Source organism: Bacillus sp. MAG717A, from assembly GCF_036884855.1.
GTDB lineage: Bacteria > Bacillota > Bacilli > Bacillales > Bacillaceae > Bacillus > Bacillus safensis.
Map to the genome: position 1 here is coordinate 3476461 of NZ_CP145733.1, position 24872 is coordinate 3501332.

The window sequence follows — 24872 nt, forward strand, 5'->3', positions numbered from 1 at the left end:
AGATCCTCACTGCCCTTGTCAAGTTTAAATTAGTTATCAATCATGTTAAGAAAAACAAGTGATACATTCCCATTGTAATTGTGTCGGAAATACTTGTCAAGCTTGCCATCTTAGCGTTTGCAAAAGCAGATCAGAATTATTCTTGATTCAGCAGCTGATATACTTTATTGTTCACTTGGCCCAGTTTATTGTTGTTTTGAATGTTTGAGAACAATACAACAATGGTTTGCCCAGATTTGCTAAAGCTGTTCAAAATGTTGAAACCCGGCATGACACCATGGTTTGAATAGCTACCGGGAGCAACATAAAATCCCATTCCGTATGTGGAGCTGCTTCCTGGCGTAAACATCTTTTTATAGCTCTTCTGCGAATACAGTTTGCCGTCTATCAGGGCTTGGTCAAATTTGTACATATCTATAGCTCTCATATAAATATCTCCAGCACCATACAGCTGAGATAGATCGGGCATATGCGGTGTAACCATTCTGCTGCCTTTCAGCTTATACCCGACAGCAGGATAAGGTTCTTTTTCATATGTTTTGTAAAACCCTGCATGCGTCATTCCCGCCGGTTTAAAAATATGATTCGTTATATATTCTTCATAGGACTCACCGCTTACTTCAGCAACAATATAAGCAAGAACAGAATAGTTGGAATCCTTGTAGCCCCATACGCCCGGCTGACGATGAATACCCTGACGTTCTATGTCTTTTATTAATTCGTCCGGAGTAATTGCGCCATTTCCTTCAATATGTCCGTTTATTCCCGATGTATGTGTCAGCAGATTTTTCAAAGTAATCGTTTGTCCGTTAGGAAAATGAGGTAAATACGTGCTTACCGGATCACTTGTCTGAAGTTTCCCCTTTTCCTCAAGCTGCAAAATAGCGGTTGCAATCAGCGCTTTTTGTGACGAACCGACATAAAAAGATGTAAATGGATTATTTTGAATTTTTCGTTTACGGTCTGCATAACCAAAACCTTTATTTGTTACAATTTCTCCATTTCTAACAATCATAGCTGTCCCGCTGAAACCGATCTCATTTAAATAGCTGCTGATTTTCTGATTGCGGTCCACTGTTTTGATTTGTTCCTCTGATTTTTTGGCAGTTTTCCTTTTGACTTCTTTTTTCTGGCTGTTTTCTAAAGCTACTGCTGTTTTTTGAAACGGGTTGTTCTCTTCACTATTTCGATGAAGCACATTCCACATCGTAAAGCAAATCATCGCTGCTAAAAAAACAAGCACAAGTTTTCCCCTCTGACTTGGTTTTCTCTGTCTGCGTTTTGCAGTTCCTCTGCGGGTCGGGCTTGTCATTATTTTTTCCTCCCAAAATAAATTCCATTTTGTACACTTTAGACGGATGAAGTACTGAAAAAGTTGTCGAAAAGTTTTTTGTAAAATAAAAAAGGCTGGATTTTTTCACCCAGCCTTTTTTATCATTTCATACTAATTTTATTTTTATTCTAATTCTAATTGTTCTAGCGCCTCTTCAGATTCCTGCTGCGCTACTCCGTTATTATCCAAACCGTAATGTTCGCGAATTTGCTCCTGGATCATCAGCATGATATCTTTATTTTCTTTTAGGAACTGTTTCGCATTTTCACGGCCTTGTCCAAGACGTTCCTCTTGGTAAGAATACCAAGCACCGCTCTTTTGTACGATATCTAGTTCGCTTCCAAGGTCGATGATTTCTCCCTCTTTTGAGATCCCTTCACCGTACATAATGTCTACTTCCGCAATACGGAATGGCGGTGCCACTTTGTTTTTCACCACTTTAATTCTCGTTTTATTCCCCATAATGTCATTGCCTTGTTTCAGCTGTTCAGCACGGCGCACTTCTAAACGAACAGATGAATAGAACTTCAGCGCACGTCCACCAGGCGTTGTTTCAGGGTTACCGAACATGACACCAACTTTTTCACGAATTTGGTTAATAAAGATGGCAATTGTTTTTGATTTGTTGATAGCACCTGATAGCTTACGAAGAGCTTGAGACATCAAACGCGCTTGAAGACCAACGTGTGAATCACCCATGTCTCCTTCAATCTCTGCTTTTGGTACAAGAGCAGCTACAGAGTCAATAACAACAATATCAACTGCCCCGCTGCGGACAAGAGCTTCTGCAATTTCAAGTGCTTGCTCTCCTGTATCCGGCTGAGAAAGTAACAGTTCATCAATGTTGACACCTAGTTTTTTAGCGTAAACTGGATCGAGTGCATGCTCTGCATCAATAAATGCAGCTTGTCCTCCCTGCTGCTGAACTTCAGCAATGGCATGAAGGGCTACTGTCGTTTTACCAGAACTCTCTGGACCATATACTTCGATAATACGGCCTCGGGGATATCCGCCTATTCCAAGCGCAGTATCAAGTGCTAACGAACCACTAGGTACTGTTGAAATACGTGTATCTGTTTGCTCTCCTAGTTTCATAATAGAGCCTTTACCAAACTGTTTTTCTATTTGTTTAAGAGCCATATCTAAGGCTGCTTGACGATCACTCATTCTATTGTTTCCTCCTTTATCAATTCCACTATCTATACTATACCTTGTTTTACGTCATTTGCCAAGAAAAAAACGAACACATATTCGATTTTTTTCTCGGCCGATTTTTTAAGAAAAGAGTGTTTTCTATTAAAAAAAACGCTCTTTTATAAAGGAGTAAACCTAACAAAAAACAAAATTAACTCTCTTTTAATAAGTTGAGTAAGTGATGCAGACCATATTTCACAGCGCGCTTTCGAATGCCCGACCGGCTGCCTGTAAACATCCATTCAAACACGTCCGTCTGGTCTTTCGTCGATAGTCCAATGAATACTTTTCCAACAGGCTGACCCTCTTGGGTATCAGGTCCTGCTACACCCGTAAAGCTAATGCCAATATCACTTCCGGTCAGCTTCCTAACCCCTTCAGCAAGCTCTAAAGCGCACTCTTTACTGACAGCCCCATGAGAAGACAGTGTTTCTTCCCGGCAGCCAAGTACCTGCTGTTTGACTTGGTTTGTATAACAAACCACACTTCCGTTCAAAATGGATGATGCTCCTTCGAGATCTGTCAGCCATTCGGAGAACATTCCGCCAGTCAGGCTTTCTGCTGCTGCTACTGTTTTCCCGTGCTCGTGCAAGGCTTTGGACGCTTCGCGGACAAGTGATGTATCCCCATATCCGTAGAAGTACTCTCCTACCCGCGCTAAAATTTGTGCTTCTGTTTCTTTTAACAGACGCTCTGTTTCTTTTTCATCCTCATGCTTAGCAGTCAGCCTTAGCGTCACTTCACCGTCAGATGCGAGTGGTGCAATCGTCGGGTTGGTTTGAGCATCAATTAAATCTTCTAGGTCTGTTTCAAGCTGCGATTCACCGATTCCGAAGAAGCGCAGAACAACAGACACAATTTTTTCCTTTAAGCCAAGCTTCTCAGAAATAAGCGGCTTTGCCTCGTTTTCAAACATCGGGTGCAATTCACTTGGCGGTCCAGGAAGAAGCATATAAAACGTATTATCTTCTTGAACAAACATACCTGGAGCCATCCCGAAACGGTTCACAAGCACATCTGATCCTTCTAGAACGAGTGCCTGCTTACGGTTGTTCGGTGACATATCGCGGCCGGTCTTTCGAAAGTAGTCTTGAATCGATTCAAATGCTTCTTCATTTAGTACAAGCTCTTTACCGAGCGTGCTCGCAATTGTTTCTTTTGTTAAGTCATCTTTGGTTGGTCCAAGACCACCTGAGAAGATAATAAAATTAGATCTTTCCTGCGCCACCTGAATGGCCTGTTTTAAACGCTCTGGATTGTCACCAACTGCTGTGTGGTAATAAACATTCACACCAATTTCAGCTAGTTGTTTGCTGATGAATTGTGCATTCGTATTCGTAATTTGCCCTAGCAAGAGTTCGGAACCGACTGCAATAATTTCTGCTTTTCTCTCTGACTTCAAAGCGTACACGTCCTTTTTAGTTAGAATTCTTTAAAGCTTCCCAGTTTTTTGCAAAGTAATCCCAGCCTGAGACAACAGTGAAGAACACCGCTACCCACATCGCTAGATCACCAAACGGGAATGATACAAGTTCAAACGGCAGGTTATGCAGTAAAAGTGCTGAAATCGCAATGATTTGCGCCCACGTCTTCACTTTTCCAAGCATATTCGCTGCCACTACTTCACCGCCTCCGGCTAATACAAGCCTTAGACCAGTTACAGCAAATTCACGGCTGATGATCACAATCGCCATCCATGCCGGTGTGAGGTTGTATTGAACAAGTATAATTAAAGCAGCTGAAACAAGCAATTTATCTGCAAGCGGATCTAAAAATTTACCAAAGTTTGTCACCAAATTAAGCTTGCGTGCGTAGTATCCATCAATCCAGTCAGTTGTTGAAGCGACAATAAACAGGATCGCTCCAACAAGGTGCGTCACTTCGATGCTGACGTCGCCAAAGCGTGCAACACCCCAATCCAACGGTGCAAGCATAATAATCATAAAAACAGGGATCAAGGCGATCCTAGAAAGGGTTATTTTATTCGGTAAGTTAAACATGAAATCCAATCCTCCAATAATGCAATTTTTTATGTATATAATAGTAGGAACAAAAGAAAAGTCATCTACTTGCTTAAGATGACTTTTCCTTTCCTTTATTCACAATCACAATGTTTTGTGTCATGGTGTTCTTAGGGTCTAATTCGTACTTAAGTGTCTCGTCATTTACCTTGATATCAATTCCAGACGCATTGCCTAGACGGATATCGACCTGAGAAAGATCAGACATATCTGTTTTAAACGATTCGCCATCTTTTAGTTCACCCATCTTCAGCACTTTTCCAGATTCGTCTCTTACGCGCAGCCATGAAGCTTGCGAGGCAGAAATGGTTAACTCCATTTCGTCAGCACCTGATACTTCATAAGTTGTCGTCGAGCCTTCTGTATTCGTCGCCTTTAACGAAACAGTTTCATCGTCTTTTGATGAATCATCTTTTTTAGATGATTTTTCTTTATCATCTGATGAAGTTTTTTCTTTTTTCTTTTGATCTTTTGCAAGAGATGAATCCTTAGATACTTCATATTTAGATTCTGATTGCTGAGGAGCCGCCTGATTATTCTTCTGTCCGCTATCATGATTGACCGCCTGCACGATCACATAAATGATGGCGATGACCACAATGATGCCTCCAATAATTAAAATTGTCGGCAATAATTCTAGCACTTTCGAGGCAGGCTTTGGCAGCTCTCTTTGCGGCTTAATATTTGATAATTTATCAGATACTTCATCGTTATACGTGCTTGGAACATCTTTACGAAATTCTTCGAACAATTGTTCAGGATTCAGTCCAACGGCTTCGGCATATTGTTTAATAAACGCTCTGACGTAAAATTTACCTGGAATAATATCATAGTTTCCTTGTTCGATTGCTAGCAAATAGCGCTTTTGGATCTTGGTAACCGTCTGGAGATCCTCCAGCGACATCCCTTTTTCCTCTCTGGCCTCAACGAGCCGTTTTCCCAATTCAGTCAAAACAAACACCTACCATTACCATATTAAAAATCGAAGCCAGAAAAACCAGAATGATCAAACACTTGTGGTTCTTCAGCGTGTTCATATGTAATCTCTTCGTCTGCACTATTACGCAATTCAATGATATAGTCGAAATCATCCATTGTATATTCTGAATTTTGAATAAAGATGTCTGGATGCTCAACCACCTTCGTTGCCGGCAGTCTCATAATTTCCCTTAAAAGCTGTAAGTGCTTCTCAGAACCTCTTCTTGTCGATACAATCCCATCAATAATAAAGACGTTATCTGGGCTGTATTCATCTGCGATAAGCTGACTTCGGATCGTCTGTTTCAAAAGAGTAGACGAAACAAACAGCCATCTCTTACTTGCACATACACTTGAAGCCACAATTGATTCTGTTTTTCCGACACGCGGCATACCGCGAATCCCAATCAATTTATGTCCTTCTTTTTTAAAGAGTTCAGCCATAAAATCAACAAGAAGACCGAGCTCGTCTCTTTCAAAACGGAACGTCTTTTTGTCATCCGCATCACGCTGTATGTATCTTCCATGACGAACAGCTAAGCGGTCACGAAGCTTTGGCTGTCTTAATTTCGTTACTTTTATCGTTTCCATTGTATTTAAAATTGATTCAAGTCGCTTAATTTGATCTGTGTGGTCACAGCGTAAAAGCATTCCGCGTCTTGATACATCAACACCATTGATTGTCACAATATTAATTGAAAGCATCCCCATTAGAGAAGAAATGTCTCCTAAAAGTCCGGGACGGTTTACCTGTATCTCATATTCAAAATACCATTCGAGCTTTGCCAAATGATATTACCCCCTTCATTGTGGCAAATTTTTACCTTCCTTTATCATAAAGCATTTTCACATTTTTAGAAAGCACAATGTTGTGAAACGGTTAAAATAAAAAGAGAGGCACAAACGACCTCTCTTTTTGTTTAGTGCGAGCTATTATTTTCAACTAACTTGACCATCATATTTGCAATGGCACGCTGCTCATCTTCTGATGCAACGCTCCAAAGGTCAGCAAGTACTCTTTCCTGCTCGTTCTTTGCCTCAACTTCGTTAGCTAGATATCCGCCAATTTCATATGCAAGGTTATTGATGGTCTCATCTTCTAAACCTTTATCCTGCGCATGATTTAAGCGATCACCTAAAAAGTTTTTCCAATGGTCCCAGTTCTCAAGTACAGACATGTCGATTCCTCCATTCGAAAAGATGAATTACAGCCATAGCTTTTGTCATGAAGAGACGAATTATACACGTTTTTTAACAGTACCAGCCGCCATTAACAGATAAAATTTGACCTGTGATATAACTTGACTGTTTTGAGGCGAGAAACCAAATGACATCTGCAACTTCCTCAGGCGATGCAAGCCGGCCAAGCGGGATTTCTTCTTCCAGCATCGCGATGTCTTCCTGCGTAAAACTATTCATCATGTCTGTTTTGACAGCACCAGGGGAGACAGCATTTGCTCTTATTCCACTTGGGGCAAGCTCTTTTGCTAATCCTTTTATAAACGCATTTTGCGCACCTTTGACCATGCTGTACAGCACTTCACATGATGCTCCCGTTTCTCCCCATATCGAGCTGACCGCAATGATATGACCTGCTTTCTTTTGGATCATGGCAGGTAAAAGGGATTGGGTAAGCTCATATGGACTTGTGACATGAAGCTGCACCATACTGGCTAAGACATCTTTTTCTGTGTCTGTCACCAATCCAACATGGCTCCTGCCGCTATTTAAAACAAGGATATCTGGACGGAGGGGCAGGCGGCTGACAAGCTCATCTGCTCCGCCCGTTTTAGCTAAATCTGCTTGAACGACATGCGTCTGAATGTGATATGCCTCATCCAAATGATCGGCGAGGCGCACAGCTGCCTGTTCATTTTTATGATAATGAAGCATTAGGTTGCAGCCTTCTTGAGCAAGCTTTTTGGCTGCTGCCTGCCCAATTCCGCCACTGGCACCTGTTATCAGCGCCCAACGACTCATCACATTGATTCCTTCTTTCTATATGGGATACCTATTCTTTTCGTTTAAATGGGAACCAGTTGGCTGATCCGAACAATTTCACCATTACAGGTACGAACAATGGTAGCACAACGAGTGCGTACAATAAAAGTCCTGTGAGGACAAGTGTTGCAATCTGCAAGAGAGACAGCACACCTGATGGAAGCATTGCGGCAAATGTTCCTGCCAGAATAACAGCAGCTGACATAATGACAGACCCCATATTTTTCATTGATTCGGTCATGGCAAACTGGATGTCTTTTGTTTTGTATTCATTGAATCGCTCCATTAAGAAAATCGAATAATCGACTCCGAGCGCCATTAATATGACAAATCCAAAGAATGGTACAGCCCAGTTAATGCCTGGATATCCGAAGAAATGGGTGAAAATAAATTCTGTTATACCGATTGCTGTAAAGTAAGTCAATATGAGTGAACCTACTAAGTACAGCGGCATAACAAGCGAACGGAACAAGATCACCAAAATAAGGAAAATACCAATCATCATGTAAAGCACCGTCTTATTGAAATCTTGGTCTGACAGCTGTTTCAGATCAGCGTTCATACTTGATACACCTGAAACGCCAAATGACGCATCTTTTAGGTTTGTTTCAGGAAGTGCCCTTTCAACAGAAGCTTCCACTTGTTTTATTGTCGACAGAGCTTCATTTCCATATGGGTTTTTTTCTAAAATGACATCAATTTTTGTCATCTTGCGATCATCTGACATGTATGAATCAAATACTTGCTTGAATGCTTTATTTTTTAAGACGTCTTTTGGAATAAACCAGCCGGCCATGTCTTGATCTGGTGCATTTTTCAGTTCATCTAAGTAGTCACCTGCACCCATTAAGCCGCTAGAAATTTTCTCAAGTCCAGTTACACTTTTGTTCAGACCATCTGTCAGCTTGGTCAGATCATCCCCAAAGCCGCCAATCTTTTCTTTCATTTGCTTTTGACCATTAATGATGTCGCCTGCTCCATTTGCAAGCTTTGGCATATTATCAGCTAATTGTCCTTGGCCTTTAGACGTTTGATCCAGTCCAGTTTCAACTGCATCTAAGCCAGCAATGAGTTCATCGATTTGACTCGTCAAGACTTTTTGCTGTTCTGAAGCTTTTGCGATAAAGGCATCAGCTGCTTCAAGCTGCTTTCTAGCTTCTTTCGCTTGTTTGGCATAGCTGTCTGCCTGTTTCGCTCCTTCTTGCAAGGTCGCAGAAAGTTCATTGTATGAAGCTTTAATTGCTTGATACGATTGATTTTCTTTGACCTGCGGGATTTGCTTTTCAAGTGTACTAAATTGTGTATTTGCTTGTTTGATTAACGCTTTTACATCTGCTGCAGCAGATGATGATGTATCCACTTGCGCTAAAGCCGCCTTTAATTCTTTGGAAATGCTTTTATACAGCGAAACTTGCTGATTCACTTGTGCGACTTGAGCCGTTAATTCCTTTTTCGCACCTTTGATTTCATTTTTAATGGCTGCTACACCTTTTTTGTTTTGATCAATTCCGTCTTGCAAATCCCTTAAATGTTTTTCAACATTTTGAATGCCTGTTTGCACTGATTCTGTACCAGAAATCAGCTGGTTAATCCCTTTTCCTGATGATTTGATTTGCGGCGTTTGATCCTCAATGGATTGACTCATTGTTGTGAGAGCATCCTGAATTTTTTTCAATCCTTCATTGCTTTTATCAAGCCCTGTGTTCAGTTCCTTGGCTTGTGATTTCACGTACAAATCACTAAGCCCTTTACCGACAGGACGGGTGGCACTTCTGACTTTGCTGACGCCATCTGTTTGTTCAATTGCACGGCTGAGTTTTTCGATGGCAATCAGCCCTTCATTGTTGTCTAAAACATCAGCTGATTTCACGACCACTGTTGCCGGAAGTGCTTCACCCGGTCCAAACTTGTCAGAAATGGTATTGAATGCGTTGACCGATTCGTATTTGTTACCAATTTCATCTAAGCTGTTATAAGAAAGGGTTCCTTTATACATCAGAATTGGCGGAAGTGTAATGATTCCTACGATTATTAAGCTGAAAAGCGGTTTCTTAAATGAAAAGCGGCCTGCTGTTTCCCACATTTTTGACTGCGGGTGAGCAATATCGCCTTTAATCGGCCAAAATAACACCTTTCCTAAAACCGCCATAAAGAACGGTACAATCGTGAGAAGGGCCACAATGAGCACAGCAACCCCGACTGCTACTGCAACAGCTGATTTATAAAGCTGAAATTGTGCCAGACCAATACATGTAAAACCGATCAGAACCGCAATTCCGCTGAATAAGACGGTCTTTCCTGCTGTTTTATACGTAATGAGAATCGCTTCAATTTTATCTTTACCGTGTGCGATCTCTTCCTTAAAGCGGCTGAGAAGCAGTATGCAGTAGTCCGTTCCAATTCCAAACATGATCGCGACCATAAAGATCTGAGTAAAGGTCGAGAGCGGAAAGTCTACATATTTTACCAAATAAGCCACGATCGATTGACTCACCAAGTAAGACAGTGCCACTGCGACTAACGGAACGAAAGGCGCCACAGCTGATCTAAAAACAAGAACAAGAACGACGAGAATAAACCCAATCGTAATGAATTCTGTTTTCTTCAAGCCTTCCTGCGAACTTGTGATAACATCATCATCAATTAACGGCTGCCCTGTCATTTCAAATTTCAGGTTTAAGCTTTTCAGCTTTTCATTGACTCTTTCTTTAAAATCGGATGCTTTGATTTTGTTTGAGTCATATGTAACTGGAACAAGAAGTGTCGTTTGATCTTTGGAGAGCATTTGTTTTTTAATATCTTTATTGGCTTCAAAGTAAGAAGTGATGTCCTCTATGTGGAGATCTTGATCCTTTTCTAAAATGTCCATTGCCTTTTTTAAAGAGGTTTCTCTTTCTTTCACAATGTTCTTTTCTTGAAAGACAATGACGATTGATTTTTCTGTATCCCCGTTTTCAGACATTTTCTTTAATAACTGATTGGCATATGAGGACGGATAGCCGTCTGGTACAGAAATTTGCCCCTTTTCTTTTGTTAATTGCGCCATATTAGGAGCGGTGATGAGTAACACTGCCGCTAATACGACCCACAGGATCGTGATCAGCCATCTACCCTTTATGATTGCTCTCATTAGTACTTTGTGCCTCCTCTTCGATGATCACTTGATAGATCTTTTCATATGTTTGAATAAATGATTCCATTTCTTTTTCTTCAAGCTTTTCAAAATAAGACCGAACTAGGTCTTGAAGCTGCTTTTCCATTCGGCTGACTACATCTTTGCCCTCTGGCGTGACGTACAGGTGAACATTTCTTCTGTCTGCTTGATCATGTTCACGAAAAATATAGTTTTTCGTAAAAAGACGATTGGTCATGGATGTTACAGCACTTTTGTTTACATTACATACATAAGCCAGGTCCGTTGATGTACACCCCGGATGTAAATTGATGTATCGAAGGGAGTAATATTGATCAAGCGTCAGCTCTTTATCAAGCTTTTCTGTGATCATACTCGATACTTTTTTCTCCATCATGAGATAGACATCTGCATACCTCTGGATGAGCTGGGCAATTTTATTTTGTTCCATACGCTGCTCCTTTTTAGTTTAAGTGTTTAACTATTAAAGAGTTTAACTAACGAACAAAACAATTGTCAATGAATATCCTCGCAAATAAAGCGGATTTTTCAATGAACATAAAAAAAGACAAACTCTGCCGATATGAGTTTGTCTTTTTACATTTATTTTGTTTTTGGGACGACTTTGAAAACGGACATCCGTTCTTCATCAATTTCTTCATCTAAAATTTGCTGAATATCAGCTAATTGAATTTGTTCCAGCACTGTGACGACATCAAATAAGCTCATGTCTAAGAATGCATATCGAGTAAATTGGTTCGCAATGTATTCTGGAGAATTCATGGCTTTTAAAAAGCTGCCAATTTTTTTCTTTCGGGCAAGCTCAATTTTCTCTTCCGTCATAAGGCTTTTTGCTTGAAGAAGGGTTTCTTTTAATACTTTTGCGAGTTGATCAGGATCATTTGTATCCCCGCCAACTGAAGTGAATCCAAAGCCGCCTTCTTCTGTATAATCGTAACTGAATGTTTCATCAATTAAGCCTTTTTCATACATCTGTTCATATTGTAAAGAGCTTTTGCCAAACAGCGTCTCTAAAATGAGGTTCATCCCAAGCTCATGCTTTAGCAGCTGATTTCCTTTTTTATGCGGATTTTTTGTTTTCAAACCGAACATACATTTAGAGCCTTGTACGTTCATTGGAAGTTCGTATTCTTTCCGGTACACTCCTTCAGGCTCATTGATGTCTTTTCGTTTGATTTCCGGCTGGTCTGTAAATGGCTTTTTCGCCTGATTCGCTCTGACTTGATCTAAAATTTGCTTCGGATCAACCGGACCAACGACGAATAGAAGCATATTGCTCGGGTGATAGAACGTTTCATAGCATTCATACAAATGATCTTTTGTAATAGGGGCAATGCTCTCTACTGTTCCAGCAATATCTATTCTCACAGGATGTTCTTGATATAAATTTTCAATCAGACCAAAGAATAAACGCCAGTCCGGATTGTCATCATACATGTTAATCTCTTGACCAATAATACCCTTTTCTTTTTCGACTGTTTTTTCAGTAAAATAAGGCTCCTGAACAAAATCAATAAGTGTCTCAAGGTTTTGTTCGACATTTGAGGTGCTTGAGAATAAATAAGCCGTTCTCGTAAACGTAGTAAAAGCGTTTGCGGATGCTCCTTGTTTACTAAAAGTATGAAACACATCTCCATCTTCTTTTTCAAACAGCTTATGCTCTAAGAAATGGGCAATTCCGTCAGGCACTCGAATCATGTCTTCTTTGCCAAGCGGTACAAATTCATTATCAACTGAGCCATATTTAGTTGTAAAGGTCGCATAGGTTTTGTTAAATCCTTGCTTTGGCAGCACATAAACGTCAAGTCCGCTTTCCATTTTTTCGTGATAGACCGTTTCTTGCAGCTGATCGAATTGAATTGTTTTCACTGTCATGAAGCACCCTCCGTTCCTTTAAGAAAATAGGTCGTATCCCACTCGATTTTCTGACCCACTTTGATGATGTCCTCTTTTGTCACTTGGTCTAATGCTTCTAAAAAGGAATCAAGGGTTTCCCCTGTTGGCACAACGGCATGCTGATACAAATATTCTGCTGTCCCATAAGACGTATCGATCGTTTCAAGCAGCTGGTTTTTGACGACTGCTTTTGTTTGATCAATTGCTTCATCTGAAAAATCACCTTTTTGCATCGCCTCAAATTGATCTTTGATGATGTCTACTGCCTGCTGGTAGTTGCCAACTTCAATTCCTGACATGACCATCATCAAGCCTTTAAAGCTCTCAAGTCTAGACACAGCGTAGTACGCAAGACTTGCTTTTTCACGAACATTGATGAATAGCTTTGAATGCGAGAAACCGCCGAATATGCCATTAAACAAATGCAGCGCCGGATAATCTTTATCTGCAATCGTTGTATGTGTGCGAAAGCCAATATTCAGCTTGCCTTGTTTCACGTCCTCTTCATCAATGACTTCTTTTGGTTCATTTTGAGGTCTTGCTGATTCAGTCTGTTGTTTGACCGGTTCTCTTTCACTTGTTTTAAAGTATTGGGAGACCATTCGGCTAATGTCTTGCTCGTCAACATCTCCCACAACATAAAGATCAAGCTGGTTTGATTGAAGCGCATGCTCATAAGCTTCAAACAGCGAGTGAGCGGTGATTGCTTCGATGTCTTCCATTTCACCATTGACGTGCAGTGCATATGGTTCACCTTTACACATTTCCTGCACGAGTCGTAAATTCGAATAACGCATTTTGTCATCATAGACTGCCTGAATTCGCTGTTTTAACGTACGTTTTTCTTGATCTACATATAATTGACTAAACACCCCATCTTCAACATACGGGTGGAATAATAGGTCAGATAGTAAGGCAATCCCTTTTTCTAGTAAAGGGGTTTGATCCTTTAGATATTTTTCATTCGCCATTTCCAAGCGGAAGGTAATGATGTGATTCTCACCTTTTTTCGCCATGTCTGCCGAAACGGTTGCTCCATAGAGCTCATCAAAATAAGCACGCAATGCGCCTGTTTTCGGCATTTTTTCTGTTCCTCTTAAAAGCACATGCGGGAAAAGAGAACGCATGGTGACGTCATCTTTGGATAAAGGTGCAAGCATTTTAAAAAGGATTGTCACGGTTTTAAATTTTTCTGTTTTGACAATATGAGTATGAAGACCCGGTGTGTCCAGTATCTTCTCTTGTAAGTACGTCATGAGAAACCTCCTTTGTTCATCCTATTTATTATGTATTAGAACATAGCTGATATATACGTGAAACAGCCATTTAATAGACATTATATCAATCAGAGGAAAGGATAGGAAATAAAAACGCCTCTGCTCAAAGCAGAGACGCCAGTCGTTATTTCGTTCTAAACGGCCACCAATTCCATTTACCAAAAATACGAACCATCACCGGAATAAAGAGCGGCAATACAACAAAAGCATATAATAAAAGTCCAATGAGTACGACCGTTGCAATTTCAACAAGTGATAATACTCCTGATGGCAGCATAGCGGCGAACGTACCTGCTAAAATGGCCACTGCAGAAATAATGACAGAACCCATATTTCTCATCGCTGATATCATCGATGCTTGCACATGCTCTCCCTTCCATTCATTAAAACGATCCATGAGGAAGATGGAATAATCAATCCCGAGCGTCACAAGAATAACAAAGCTGAAAAATGGGACAGCCCAGCTGACACCATCGTAGCCAAAAAATGTTTTAAAGATCCATTCTGTTAACCCGATCGATGTAAAATACGTTAAAATCAGTGAAAGTGTTAAGTATACCGGCATGACGATTGACCGTAATAAAATAATTAAAATAATAAAAATACCAATTAACATGAAGATGACAGTTCGAATAAAGTCACCGTCAGACGTTTCTTTTAGGTCCACATTTAAACTTGAGATACCAGATACACCGTATTTGGCATTTTTGAGTCCACTTACAGGTAAATATTGATCAAGGGTTTCCTCAATTTTTGCGACACCTTTCATCGCTTCATTGCTGTATGGATTCACATTTAGGATGACTTCAAAAGTCGTTAATTTACGATCTGGAGACATATACGTATGGAAGATTTGCTTAAATTCTTGGCGTTTCAGCACTTCTTCTGGAATAAACCAGCCCGTTATTTCTTCATCTGGCGCTTGCTGAAGCTGCTTTAAGTAGCCGTCAGCCTCGGTGAAGCCGCTTTTGACCTGCTCAAGCCCTTCAATGCTTTCATCTAATCCATCTGTTAATAATGTAAGTTTTGATGAAAGCTGGCTAAATCCTTTTTTGATGGCTTTTTGGCCGTCTGTCAGCTGATCTGCACCATCTTCAATTTTAGGCATTTCTTTAATCAATTGTTTTTGGCCCTCATTTGTTTGGTCAAGACCGTCATAAATTTGATCAAGCCCATCCATGAGTGCTTGCACTTGTCGTTTTACTTCTTTTTGCTTGCTTGATAAGGTTTGAATCACTTGATCTGCCTGCTCGATCTTTTGCTTAAAGTGAGAGGCTTCCTCTTCATATACACTCATTTGATCCCCTGCTTGATCAAGCATTCCTTTTGTTTCTTTGAATACTTTCTTGATTTCTTTATATTCTTCCATGTCTTTTACTTCTGGAAGACGATTTTCTAGTGCTTCAAATGATAGATTTTCATAAGATTTCTTTACTTTCTTAATGGTTGTCATCAGCTGCTGATTCGATTTCGCATGGCGTTCTAGTGTTTTCACCACTTGCTCTAGCTCTTGAATCATCGTTTCGCTGCTGCGATATTCTTGCTCTAATTCTTTTTTCGCTTCTTTGATTTTACTTCGAATCGTGCCGACGCCTTCTTTACTGCGCCTCACCCCATCTTCTAAAGAGATAAGGGATTCCCTGACTTCTCCGATACCGCTTTTGATTGCTTTCGTTCCATCAATCAGCTTGTCAATGCCTTGAGCGGATTCTTCAATTTTTGGTTTTTGTTTGAGAAGGGCCAGATTTGTTTCGGTCAAGCCATCAGAAATTTTCCCGATTCCTTCATGTCCTTTGCCAAGTTCTCCTCCCAGCTCTTTCGCTTGAGAGGTGACATAAAGCTGGCTCAGCCCGTCTCCAACAGGGCGCGTGACACTACGGACTGTTTTGACTTCGTCAATGTCATTTAATTTACGGGTCAGTTTTTCAATGATCACAATCTTTTCTTGATTATCTAGCTTATTGTCACTTTCGACTAGCACATTCAGCGGCAGCGCTTCACCAAAGCCAAATTGCTCTGATATCGTATTAAATGCAGACACCGACTCATACTTATTCCCAATTTCATTTAAACTGTTATAAGATAGAGTGCCGTCGTACATCAGAATAGGAGGCACCGTAATAAGAGCGACTAAACCTAAGCTGATCAGCGGCCTTTTAAATGAAAAGCGCCCAGCCCATTCCCACATTTTACTTTGCGGGTGCCGGATGTTTTCTCTTTTAGATGGCCAGAATAGAGATTTTCCGAAAACAGACATAAAAAAGGGAACGATGGTGACAAGGGCAATCAGCAGAACGCCCACTCCAACGGCAACACTAACGGCTGATTGATACAATTGGAATTTAGCAAATCCAATACTTGAGAAGCCGACTAACACGGCTAAGCCGCTGAAAAATACCGTCTTCCCTGCACATTGATACGTGATGATAATCGACTCTTTGACATCACGGCCTTGACCGATCTCCTCTTTAAAACGGCTTAACAGCAGGATGCAATAATCCGTTCCGATACCGAACATAATGGCTACCATAAAAATCTGAGTAAAATTAGATAGAGGAAATTGTGTATATTCTACGAGAAAAGCCACAATGCACCGGCTAACAGCGTAAGAAATGCCGATCGTAATGAGCGGAACAACAGGTGCCAATATCGATCTGAAAACAATTATTAAAATAAAGAAAATAAAAATCATCGTGATAAGTTCAGTTTTCTTCAGACCTTGTTGAGAGCTTTTAATGACATCTGAATCCACAAATTTTTGACCCGTTATTTCATATGAGACATGATAGGGCTTTAAAACTTCCTCAATTTGTTCTTTAATCTTCACAGCTTTTGTTTCGTAGTGGTCGAATTTGAATGGAACAAGAAGTGTACTTTTATCCTTTGATAAAAGTTGTTTTTGAATGTCCGGATCTACATGAAAATATGAAGTAATTCCGTCAATGTGGAGTTCTGGGGCATGTGTCATGAGTGCAGCTAAAGCCTTTTTTAATTCCTGCTCTTTCGCAGGGAACAGATGTTGTTCGGAGAATACAAGCACACCTGTATCTTTTTTCCCGTTCTTATCTGACAGCTTATCCAATAGGTGAAGTGCCTCAGCTGTTGGTGTCCCCTCCGGAACCTTTAATTGCCCTTTTTCTCTTGTTAATTCCTCTAAATCGGGCGCAGTAATAAACAGAATCACAGCTGTTATCATCCACACCACTAATACAATCCATCTTGCTTTAATTATTTGCAACATAGCTGCTTCAAGCTCCTTCTAGTTCTTCAATCAATTTGCTGTATTTGAGCGTGTCTGAAGTGCTGACTGCGTCTCCTTCAAATGGCAGGATGACCTATTCAATTGTCCTTTCGTGTTGAAGAACCACATCTCCATCATCAGCACGCGAGCTCAATTTCTGCCTAAAGAAAGACAGAAAATGAATGTTTTTGAACACCTCCAATTTGGGATAATTTAAAAGATATTACTATACATTAGTTTAACTATCAAAATTTTACATGTCAATTTATAAAAAAGAAAAAAGATGGCAAAATGCCGTCTTTTTTTTTAAACTGTTTTCAATTGTTCGCTCTCATCCTCTTCATCTGGCTGGATGAAAAAGAGGACCAAAAATAGTGAAATGAGACTGCAAATGGTCGAGAGAATAAAAACAATGGAGTCCCCTTTATCCATAAGATAGGCAAAAATCGGAGGTCCTAAAGCAACACCGATAAAACGCATACTGCTATAAAATGACGTAATGGTACCACACTGTTCTTTTTCAATTCCTTCTGTAATCAGCGCATCAAGTGCAGGCAGCACAATCCCGATGCCAACACCGCCAATGCTTAAACAAATAAACAAGACGTAAAAACTGTGATTCCACCATAAAAAAATATAAGAAAGTGATAACAAAGCCATACCTGCGATTAAAAAGATTCTCATTTTCCCTTTTTCTTTTCCAATCGTTTTTCCAGCAATGTAGGAACTGATAGATAGAAAAAGGAGCGGGATACTCAGCAGGAGCCCTTTTTTGACACCCTTTATTTGATAAGCCGCCTCTAGGTTATCAGATAAGTAAAAGAGCACACCAAAAAGAAGAAACATAATAAAACCGCCAATAGCAAAAATGGCATAAAGCCAGCGTCCCTCATGCTTAAAAATGCTCTTTGTTGATTTTAAAAATTCTTTAAATGTAGGCGGGTCCTCCTCTTTTTTCGCCGACTCTACCATGAACAGTACCATAAGAAAGCTGATGATCGAAAAGAACGGAATAAACCAAAACGGCACAAACCAAAACCATGAAGCAAGAAGTGCCCCAATAATCGGGCTTAGGACCTTTCCCGCTGTGTTAGAGGTTTCAATGGCGCCAAGTCCTGCACTTACCTCTTCATCATCATGAAACAAATCTCCTATAAACGGCATAACAACAGGTGCCGCTCCAGCTGAACCGACACCTTGAAGGACCCTGCCAAGAAGAATCCACATATACGGTTCTTTCATGATTGTTGAGGCGACTGCTGCCACAGCGCCTCCAAGTCCGGCGATTAAAAGACACGGCAGCAGTACCTTTTTCCGCCCAATCCGGTCTGATAAGTAACCGGCAATTGGAATACATAGGATTGCTACAACCGAATATACCGTAATAATGAGAGAGACTTGAAAGGAAGTGATCGAGAGTTTCTTTTCTATCTCTGGCAATACTGGTATTAACATCGAGTTCCCAAGTGTCATGATTAAAGGCACTGATGATAATGCAATGATATTCTTTTTACTGACTGTTTTCTCGCCCAACATCATTCACCCAATTCTATATACTGTTACGTATTAGTGTGGCAAGTTTGACGAGTATTATGTATGGCAAACAAAAAGCAGCCGCATATGGAAGCGACTGCTTTTTAAAATCGTTTGCGTATGACATGAAAGCTAAATTTATCCGCTCGAAAATAATTGAGGGAGTATAAGACCGGCTGATCATCCTGATCATAATGCATTTGTTTCAGTAATAATAACGCCGTTTCAGGGTCACAATCTAGAATCGGTGAGACCTGATCGTGGTAGCCAATTGGTTCAATGTCCGCAACTGCATATTTAATCCCGCTGTGCGGTTCTCTTCCAAACAGTTCAAAAAGAGACTCTTCTTCATGTGTAAAAGAAGCGGGAAGGTGTTTGACCGGAATTTTATCTAAACAATAAACAACTGGCTGTCCATCTGCCGTTCGAACGCGTTCCATTGAAAAAATCCCATCAGATTCATCACACTGAAAACGAATGACATCATTCTCTGTTGGCTCCCCTTCTTGCGAGGATAAAAAGATGGTGCCAGGCGTCATATTGACCTGCTCAATCATTTTCGTGACACTTGTCAGCTGTTCTATACCTGTCGAAAAAAGTGGTCTTGAATTGACAAAAGTCCCCACACCATGCCTTCTAATTAAATACTTTTCTTCTTCTAATATACGAAGGGCTTCACGCAGTGTCGCTCTGCTCACACCTAAAAGCTTTGAGAGCTCAAACTCAGAAGGCAGCTTTTCTTTTTCGGCATATACACCTGTTTGAATATCTTCTTTAATACGGTCAATCACTTTCAAATATAAATGGCGATTGTCTGTTTTGGTCGACATGTTTTCCCTCCGTCTAATCAATGCAAATGATAAGATGAGAAATCTCTATTCCGAGATAAGTTGAACATAACTATATCATGTTTTTGCAAATAAATAAATAGTCTGACATCCAGTTAACATAATCATACTATCGTTCACTATTTTTCAGGAAAGCTCTCTTCAATTTATGAAGAGAGCTCGTCATATTGTTCTTTTGAGAGAAGAACTTCTCTCGGTTTACTTCCTTCATATGGGCCTACCACGCCTCGCTCTTCCATTGCATCAATGAGACGTGCCGCCCGGGTATAACCGATGCGGAACCTTCTTTGCAGCATAGAGACAGAAGCCGTCTGCATACCGATAATCAGTTCAACTGCTTCATCATATAGATCATCTTCCACAGCCGCAAGCTGATCCTGCGTTTCTTCGCTTGGAATCATTTCCTCTTGGTATTGTGCTTTTTGCTGCGTGATCACGTGGTCAACAACATGTTCCACTTCTTCATCTGATAAAAAGGCGCCTTGCACACGAACCGGCTTGTTTGCCCCTACAGGTAAAAACAGCATGTCCCCTCTTCCCAGCAGCTTTTCTGCGCCCCCCATATCAAGGATCGTCCTTGAATCTGTTTGTGAGGATACGCTAAAGGCAATGCGGGACGGGATGTTGGCTTTAATGACACCTGTAATGACATCGACAGAGGGTCTTTGTGTGGCGATAATCAAATGAATCCCCGCAGCACGAGCCATTTGAGAAAGTCTTGTAATGGAATCTTCCACATCAGAGGAAGCGACCATCATTAAATCAGCAAGCTCGTCTACAATGACAACAATATAAGGAAGCTCTGGCTGATTGGCATCTTCTGTTTGATTCATTCGTTTAATGTAATCATTGTATCCTTCAATATTTCTTGTTCCCGTATGAGAAAACAATTCATAGCGGCGTTCCATTTCGCTGACAACTTTTTTAAGTGCCTGCGAGGCTTTCTTAGGGTCTGTTACGACAGGAGCCAAAAGGTGCGGAATGCCGTTATACACATTTAATTCAACCATTTTCGGATCGATCATCATCATTTTCACTTCATGAGGCTTCGCTCTCATGAGAATGCTTGTGATAATACCATTGATACACACGCTTTTTCCGCTTCCAGTCGAACCTGCTACAAGCAAATGCGGCATTTTGTTCATTTCAGCAAGCACGGCTTCACCCGAAATATTGCGGCCTAGTCCAATGAGAAGCTTAGCATTTGGACGGTCATTTTGCTTCGATTCTAATACCTCTTTTAATGAAACCATAGCAATTTCTGCATTCGGAACTTCAATCCCGATCGCTGATTTACCAGGAATCGGTGCCTCAATTCGAATGTCCTTTGCTGCAAGGGCGAGGGCTAAATCATCACTTAGATTGACGATTTTGCTGACCTTCACGCCGACATCTGGATAGACTTCATATTTGGTCACAGCTGGACCTAAATGAACCTGTGTGACTTTTGCTTTCACACCAAAGCTTTGAAATGTTTTTTCAAGCTTTCTTGCATTTTCATATATATTTTTCTTATCTGTTTGCTGACCTGAATGCTGGGGCTCTGCCAAAATATCAAGTGACGGCAATTCGTAATCTTTGTTTTCAAGTTCTGTAAATGTCATAGGCGGCGCCTCTTTTGGTTCATCAGCTGTATCTGATTGAACTGGTGCGCTTTGCACAGACTCCTGAAGAGGATCTGTCTCTTTTGCCGCCTGCTTTTTTTGAACCGGCGGGGTGAGAATGTCATCTCTGTCTGCAAAGCTTGAAATAATCGGCTGGCTATTATCAGAAGCCGGTGTTTCCTCTTCGATCAAGATGAAATCATCCTCGTCTTCTTCTTGAATGCGTGAACGTTTTTTCTTTTCACCTGTTTTCTGAGAGGATGCGCTCTTTTTCGCCTGCCTGATTCCTTTCATATCTTCAACAAACGCCTTCCACTGCTTCACCATAAATTGTGATACAGGAATCGTCACTTTTTTCACCATTTCCTGAAGGGATCGGTTTGTAATCAGGACAATTCCAATCAACATCAGAACAATGGCCATGATTTGCGAGCCTGCTTGCGCAAATAAGAAATAAGAAGCAGCAAACAATACAGCTCCGATCATGCCGCCCCCTAAATCAGGTGACCCTGTTTCACCTTTCATATCCATCAAGAAAAGCTCAAATGTATTTCTAATCACACTTTGAGAGCCAATGACGCCAGCAGACGATAGATGCTGAAAGAGCTTCACATGTGACAAAAGCAAGATACTCGCAATAATGCAGTAGAGACCTGCTTTTCTTCTTGTCAGAATATCTGGGATTTGTTTTTTCCAGAAAATCGTCACACCAAAAAGAAATAATCCGATAAGGCAGAGAATGAACCATTCACCTGCAAAGAATCGGAATAGATGTACAAAGGTTTGTCCAACAACGCCCAGCTGTAAAATGGCAATGATCGCTATGGCAATACAGACTAACCCATTTAATTCATATTTCAGTTTTAGCTGTTTATTTTGTTTTTTTCTCGTTTTCCGTTTTCTCTTTTTAGCCATACTCATCACCTTACTACGAAAGAAAATATAACCTACCGAAAGATCAGAAAGAAAGCAGCCTGGTTTTGGCTGCATCTTGTTGTAAGTTTTCCCTTTATTATAGCATAGAATCATTCATATGAGTCGGTTTGATTGGTACCTAACTGTAACTTCAATCGCTTGCCTGGTGCAAGCTCTTGATTGAGAAAATCCATTGGATTGGTGCTCATGACTTGAACGATTTCTGCTTCATCTTCTTTCATTTCAACCATCACTGGCACACCTTGAATGTTTACCTGCTGGAGTTTACGTTCTCCCTGTTCCTCAGCATAAATGGCTTCATATGGCATAGGCGTATATAAAATCATTGGATCAGCCCCTCGTTTTGAGATGCTCTGTCTCCGATAAGTTCATTTAACTTTTTAATCGCTTGTCCTACACCGCCCACTTCATTCATGAGTCCGTATTCCGCTGCCTCATGACCAACGACATTTGTTCCGATGTCTCTTGTCAAATTGCCTTTTGAGAACATGAGCTCTTTAAACTTCTCTTCTGTAATGTTGGAGTGGCTTGTGACAAAGTTAATGACCCTTTCCTGCATTTTATCTAAGTATTCGAAGGTTTGCGGAACACCAATGACAAGACCTGTTAATCGCACAGGATGAATGGTCATTGTGGCTGTTTCGGCAATATACGAATAGTCACACGATACAGCAATAGGGACACCTATAGAGTGGCCGCCGCCAAGCACAATCGAAACAGTTGGTTTCGATAAAGAAGCAAGCATTTCTGCAATCGCAAGTCCCGCTTCAACATCGCCGCCTACTGTATTTAAGATGATCAAAAGGCCCTCTATTTTCGGGTTTTGTTCAACGGCTACGATTTGTGGAATGACATGTTCGTATTTGGTTGTTTTATTTTGCGGTGGAAGCTGCATGTGGCCTTCTATTTGTCCAATAATGGTGAGGCAATGGATATTTGTATCTTGCGGCAGCTGCGGGACGGCTGTTTCACCGAGCTGCTGTATTTTGCTCATAATGCTATCTTTTTCTTCTGGCTTTCGCTCAGGCTGCTGTTCATTCTTTTCGTCCATTTGTCTCCATCCTTTCCTCAAACTCTTCTCTTATTATGAACAAATAGGGCATATTCCATCCGCATTCCTCACGCTACATCAAAAAACCCAAAGAGCTTATGCTCCTTGGGCTTTATCATCACACTTCCATAATAATTGGAATGATCATCGGCTTACGTTTTGTTTTTTCATATAGGAATTGATTGAGTACATCGCGCATGGATTGTTTCAATGTTGACCATTCAACAATCGAGTTTTCCGTTTGCTCTTTGACAATCCCTTTGACCATTTCTGTTGCTTTCACAATCAGCTCTTCGGATTCTCTTACATAGACAAATCCTCTTGTGATGATTTCAGGTCCAGAAATTAATTGTTTCTTTTGTTTATCGAGCGTAATGACAACGATCAAGATGCCGTCTTGAGACAACAGGCGTCTATCGCGTAGCACGATGTTTCCGATATCACCTACGCCAAGACCATCGATTAAAATGTTCCCTTGGTGAACTTTTTCACCGATTTTGACGTTCTGTCCTCTAAACTCAACCACATCTCCTTTATCAATCAAGAAAATGTCGCTGCGTTTCATACCTACTTCTTCGGCAATACGAGAATGTGCTTTTTGCATACGATATTCGCCATTCACCGGAATTAAATACTTCGGTTTTAGTAAGTTCAGCATCAGCTTTAACTCTTCTTGGCAGCCATGTCCAGATACATGCACACGTTTTTGCGCAAAAATGACTTGTGCTCCGCTTCTTGTGAGGAAATCCACTGTTTTAGAGTATGTGAGTTCTTGTCCAGGAAGTGGTGTAGATGCAATCACAACAGTGTCATCTTTTTCAATATGAAGCTGTTTGTGATTTTGCTTTGCCATTTTTGTTAAAGCAGCAAGCGGCTCTCCGTGGCTTCCAGCAGTCAGGATGACCACATCGTTTTTCGCCATTTTCTTCACTTCTTGAACGGGTACAAATAATTCTTCGTCTGCTGTCACATAACCAAGCTTGATCGCCAGCTGAAGGGTTGTCATCATATTCTTCCCTGCAACGGCAAGCTTACGGCCATTTTGATTGGTTGCATTAATGATCTGCTGCACGCGGTTAATATTAGATGAAGACACAGCAACAATCACACGATTTTCAGCATTGTACATCGCATTTGAGATTTCGTCTTGGACGAGCGCCTCAGAAGGTGTATAGCCTGGTTTTTCAGCATTTGCACTGTCTGAAAGTAGTGCTAAAACGCCATTGTTTCCAATTTTCGCAATCTCTCCGATGTCACAGGCTTGGTTAAGCGCTGGGGTTTGATCAAATTTAAAATCACCTGTGCATACGATTGAACCAAGAGAGGTTTTGAAGCTGATCCCAACTGAATCAGGGATGCTGTGATTCGTTCTAAAGAATGATACTTTTGTTGTTTCAAAAGTAATGACTGATTTTGCATGTACCTCACGCAAATCAGCTTTTTGATTGAAGCCATACTGCTTTAATTTTTCTCGAAGTAACGCAAGGGTCAGCTTCGTTCCGTAGACTGGTACAGACAATTTGCTCAAGCAATGGAATACGCCTCCGATTGCTTCGTCATGTCCGTGGGTAAGAAAAATTGCTTTCACCCGATCAGCACGTTCTGTTAAGTAAGAGATATCAGGAATGACGACGTCAATGCCCAGCATTTCATTTTCTGGATGCATTAAACCTGCATCTACTACATATATGTCAGAGTCAATCTCAATGACATATAGGTTTTTTCCGATTTCTCCAACGCCTCCGAGTGCAATAATTCTTACGTTCTCTGTATTTTTCTTTTTCAAAATTCTTATCCTCCTAGTC

19 protein-coding genes are annotated in these 24872 nt (G+C 40.8%); all 19 read right to left on the reverse strand.

The genetic code is table 11. The features are described 5' to 3' along the window. Positions 1-136 precede the first annotated feature (136 nt). Entirely contained in the window at positions 137-1312 is a 1176-nt protein-coding gene (locus V6Z54_RS18025) for a serine hydrolase domain-containing protein (RefSeq protein ID WP_041084790.1), read from the reverse strand. A 144-nt stretch (positions 1313-1456) separates the two neighbouring features. Then, positions 1457-2500 (reverse strand): recombinase RecA, encoded by a 1044-nt coding sequence (gene recA, locus V6Z54_RS18030; protein WP_041084791.1) that lies wholly within the window; start codon positions 2498-2500, stop codon positions 1457-1459. A gap of 178 nt (positions 2501-2678) precedes the next feature. After that, positions 2679-3929 carry a competence/damage-inducible protein A gene (locus V6Z54_RS18035; protein WP_041084792.1) on the reverse strand — a complete coding sequence of 417 codons (1251 nt, stop codon included), beginning with the start codon at positions 3927-3929 and terminating at the stop codon, positions 2679-2681. A gap of 16 nt (positions 3930-3945) precedes the next feature. Continuing rightward, positions 3946-4527 (reverse strand): CDP-diacylglycerol--glycerol-3-phosphate 3-phosphatidyltransferase, encoded by a 582-nt coding sequence (gene pgsA, locus V6Z54_RS18040; protein WP_008358030.1) that lies wholly within the window; start codon positions 4525-4527, stop codon positions 3946-3948. Between the two features lie 73 nt (positions 4528-4600). Further along, complete coding sequence (locus V6Z54_RS18045; RefSeq protein ID WP_075611412.1) at positions 4601-5500, reverse strand: helix-turn-helix domain-containing protein; 900 nt, start codon at positions 5498-5500, stop codon at positions 4601-4603. A 23-nt stretch (positions 5501-5523) separates the two neighbouring features. Then, positions 5524-6315 carry a DUF3388 domain-containing protein gene (locus tag V6Z54_RS18050; RefSeq protein WP_003211480.1) on the reverse strand — a complete coding sequence of 264 codons (792 nt, stop codon included), beginning with the start codon at positions 6313-6315 and terminating at the stop codon, positions 5524-5526. A gap of 131 nt (positions 6316-6446) precedes the next feature. Beyond that, a complete protein-coding gene (locus tag V6Z54_RS18055; protein WP_024424114.1) occupies positions 6447-6704 on the reverse strand; it encodes a DUF3243 domain-containing protein in 258 nt (85 codons plus the stop codon). Between the two features lie 73 nt (positions 6705-6777). Beyond that, positions 6778-7506 (reverse strand): SDR family oxidoreductase, encoded by a 729-nt coding sequence (locus tag V6Z54_RS18060; RefSeq protein WP_041084795.1) that lies wholly within the window; start codon positions 7504-7506, stop codon positions 6778-6780. 31 nt (positions 7507-7537) lie between these two features. Beyond that, positions 7538-10657 (reverse strand): MMPL family transporter, encoded by a 3120-nt coding sequence (locus V6Z54_RS18065; RefSeq protein WP_338527561.1) that lies wholly within the window; start codon positions 10655-10657, stop codon positions 7538-7540. After that, the gene (locus V6Z54_RS18070) at positions 10635-11111 is read right to left on the reverse strand and encodes a MarR family transcriptional regulator (protein ID WP_041084797.1); all 477 of its coding nucleotides are present in this window, start codon (positions 11109-11111) and stop codon (positions 10635-10637) included. The genes V6Z54_RS18065 and V6Z54_RS18070 overlap by 23 nt, the downstream gene beginning before the upstream one ends. A gap of 152 nt (positions 11112-11263) precedes the next feature. Then, positions 11264-12556 (reverse strand): pitrilysin family protein, encoded by a 1293-nt coding sequence (locus V6Z54_RS18075; RefSeq protein WP_039178701.1) that lies wholly within the window; start codon positions 12554-12556, stop codon positions 11264-11266. After that, positions 12553-13833 carry a pitrilysin family protein gene (locus V6Z54_RS18080; protein WP_338527562.1) on the reverse strand — a complete coding sequence of 427 codons (1281 nt, stop codon included), beginning with the start codon at positions 13831-13833 and terminating at the stop codon, positions 12553-12555. Before V6Z54_RS18080 ends, V6Z54_RS18075 begins: the two co-directional genes overlap by 4 nt. 145 nt (positions 13834-13978) lie before the next feature. Then, positions 13979-17095, reverse strand: coding sequence for an MMPL family transporter (locus tag V6Z54_RS18085; RefSeq protein ID WP_269103522.1), 3117 nt, complete (start codon positions 17093-17095; stop codon positions 13979-13981). Positions 17096-17401: 306 nt separating this feature from the next. Further along, positions 17402-18634, reverse strand: coding sequence for an MFS transporter (locus tag V6Z54_RS18090; protein WP_175297140.1), 1233 nt, complete (start codon positions 18632-18634; stop codon positions 17402-17404). Positions 18635-18732: 98 nt separating this feature from the next. Then, complete coding sequence (locus V6Z54_RS18095) at positions 18733-19458, reverse strand: GntR family transcriptional regulator (RefSeq protein WP_039178693.1); 726 nt, start codon at positions 19456-19458, stop codon at positions 18733-18735. Positions 19459-19622: 164 nt separating this feature from the next. Then, the gene (locus V6Z54_RS18100; protein ID WP_269103524.1) at positions 19623-21995 is read right to left on the reverse strand and encodes a DNA translocase FtsK; all 2373 of its coding nucleotides are present in this window, start codon (positions 21993-21995) and stop codon (positions 19623-19625) included. Positions 21996-22105: 110 nt separating this feature from the next. Then, positions 22106-22342 (reverse strand): YlzJ-like family protein, encoded by a 237-nt coding sequence (locus V6Z54_RS18105; protein ID WP_017359060.1) that lies wholly within the window; start codon positions 22340-22342, stop codon positions 22106-22108. Beyond that, positions 22339-23067 (reverse strand): ClpP family protease, encoded by a 729-nt coding sequence (locus V6Z54_RS18110; RefSeq protein WP_024424124.1) that lies wholly within the window; start codon positions 23065-23067, stop codon positions 22339-22341. Before V6Z54_RS18110 ends, V6Z54_RS18105 begins: the two co-directional genes overlap by 4 nt. A 118-nt stretch (positions 23068-23185) precedes the next feature. After that, the gene (gene rnjB, locus V6Z54_RS18115; protein WP_012010007.1) at positions 23186-24853 is read right to left on the reverse strand and encodes a ribonuclease J2; all 1668 of its coding nucleotides are present in this window, start codon (positions 24851-24853) and stop codon (positions 23186-23188) included. Between the last annotated feature and the right edge of the window lie 19 nt (positions 24854-24872).

Excerpts from the sequence above, each read along its gene's own strand:
- pgsA (WP_008358030.1), bottom strand. The coding sequence starts at position 4,527 with ATGTTTAACTTACCGAATAAAATAACCCTTTCTAGGATCGCCTTGATC.
- V6Z54_RS18110 (WP_024424124.1), bottom strand. The coding sequence starts at position 23,067 with ATGGACGAAAAGAATGAACAGCAGCCTGAGCGAAAGCCAGAAGAAAAA.
- V6Z54_RS18090 (WP_175297140.1), bottom strand. The coding sequence starts at position 18,634 with ATGATGTTGGGCGAGAAAACAGTCAGTAAAAAGAATATCATTGCATTA.
- V6Z54_RS18105 (WP_017359060.1), bottom strand. The coding sequence starts at position 22,342 with ATGATTTTATATACGCCTATGCCATATGAAGCCATTTATGCTGAGGAA.
- V6Z54_RS18100 (WP_269103524.1), bottom strand. The coding sequence starts at position 21,995 with ATGGCTAAAAAGAGAAAACGGAAAACGAGAAAAAAACAAAATAAACAG.
- V6Z54_RS18055 (WP_024424114.1), bottom strand. The coding sequence starts at position 6,704 with ATGTCTGTACTTGAGAACTGGGACCATTGGAAAAACTTTTTAGGTGAT.
- V6Z54_RS18070 (WP_041084797.1), bottom strand. The coding sequence starts at position 11,111 with ATGGAACAAAATAAAATTGCCCAGCTCATCCAGAGGTATGCAGATGTC.
- V6Z54_RS18060 (WP_041084795.1), bottom strand. The coding sequence starts at position 7,506 with ATGAGTCGTTGGGCGCTGATAACAGGTGCCAGTGGCGGAATTGGGCAG.
- V6Z54_RS18085 (WP_269103522.1), bottom strand. The coding sequence starts at position 17,095 with ATGTTGCAAATAATTAAAGCAAGATGGATTGTATTAGTGGTGTGGATG.
- recA (WP_041084791.1), bottom strand. The coding sequence starts at position 2,500 with ATGAGTGATCGTCAAGCAGCCTTAGATATGGCTCTTAAACAAATAGAA.
- V6Z54_RS18095 (WP_039178693.1), bottom strand. The coding sequence starts at position 19,458 with ATGTCGACCAAAACAGACAATCGCCATTTATATTTGAAAGTGATTGAC.
- V6Z54_RS18080 (WP_338527562.1), bottom strand. The coding sequence starts at position 13,833 with ATGACGTACTTACAAGAGAAGATACTGGACACACCGGGTCTTCATACT.
- V6Z54_RS18065 (WP_338527561.1), bottom strand. The coding sequence starts at position 10,657 with ATGAGAGCAATCATAAAGGGTAGATGGCTGATCACGATCCTGTGGGTC.
- V6Z54_RS18075 (WP_039178701.1), bottom strand. The coding sequence starts at position 12,556 with ATGACAGTGAAAACAATTCAATTCGATCAGCTGCAAGAAACGGTCTAT.
- V6Z54_RS18025 (WP_041084790.1), bottom strand. The coding sequence starts at position 1,312 with ATGACAAGCCCGACCCGCAGAGGAACTGCAAAACGCAGACAGAGAAAA.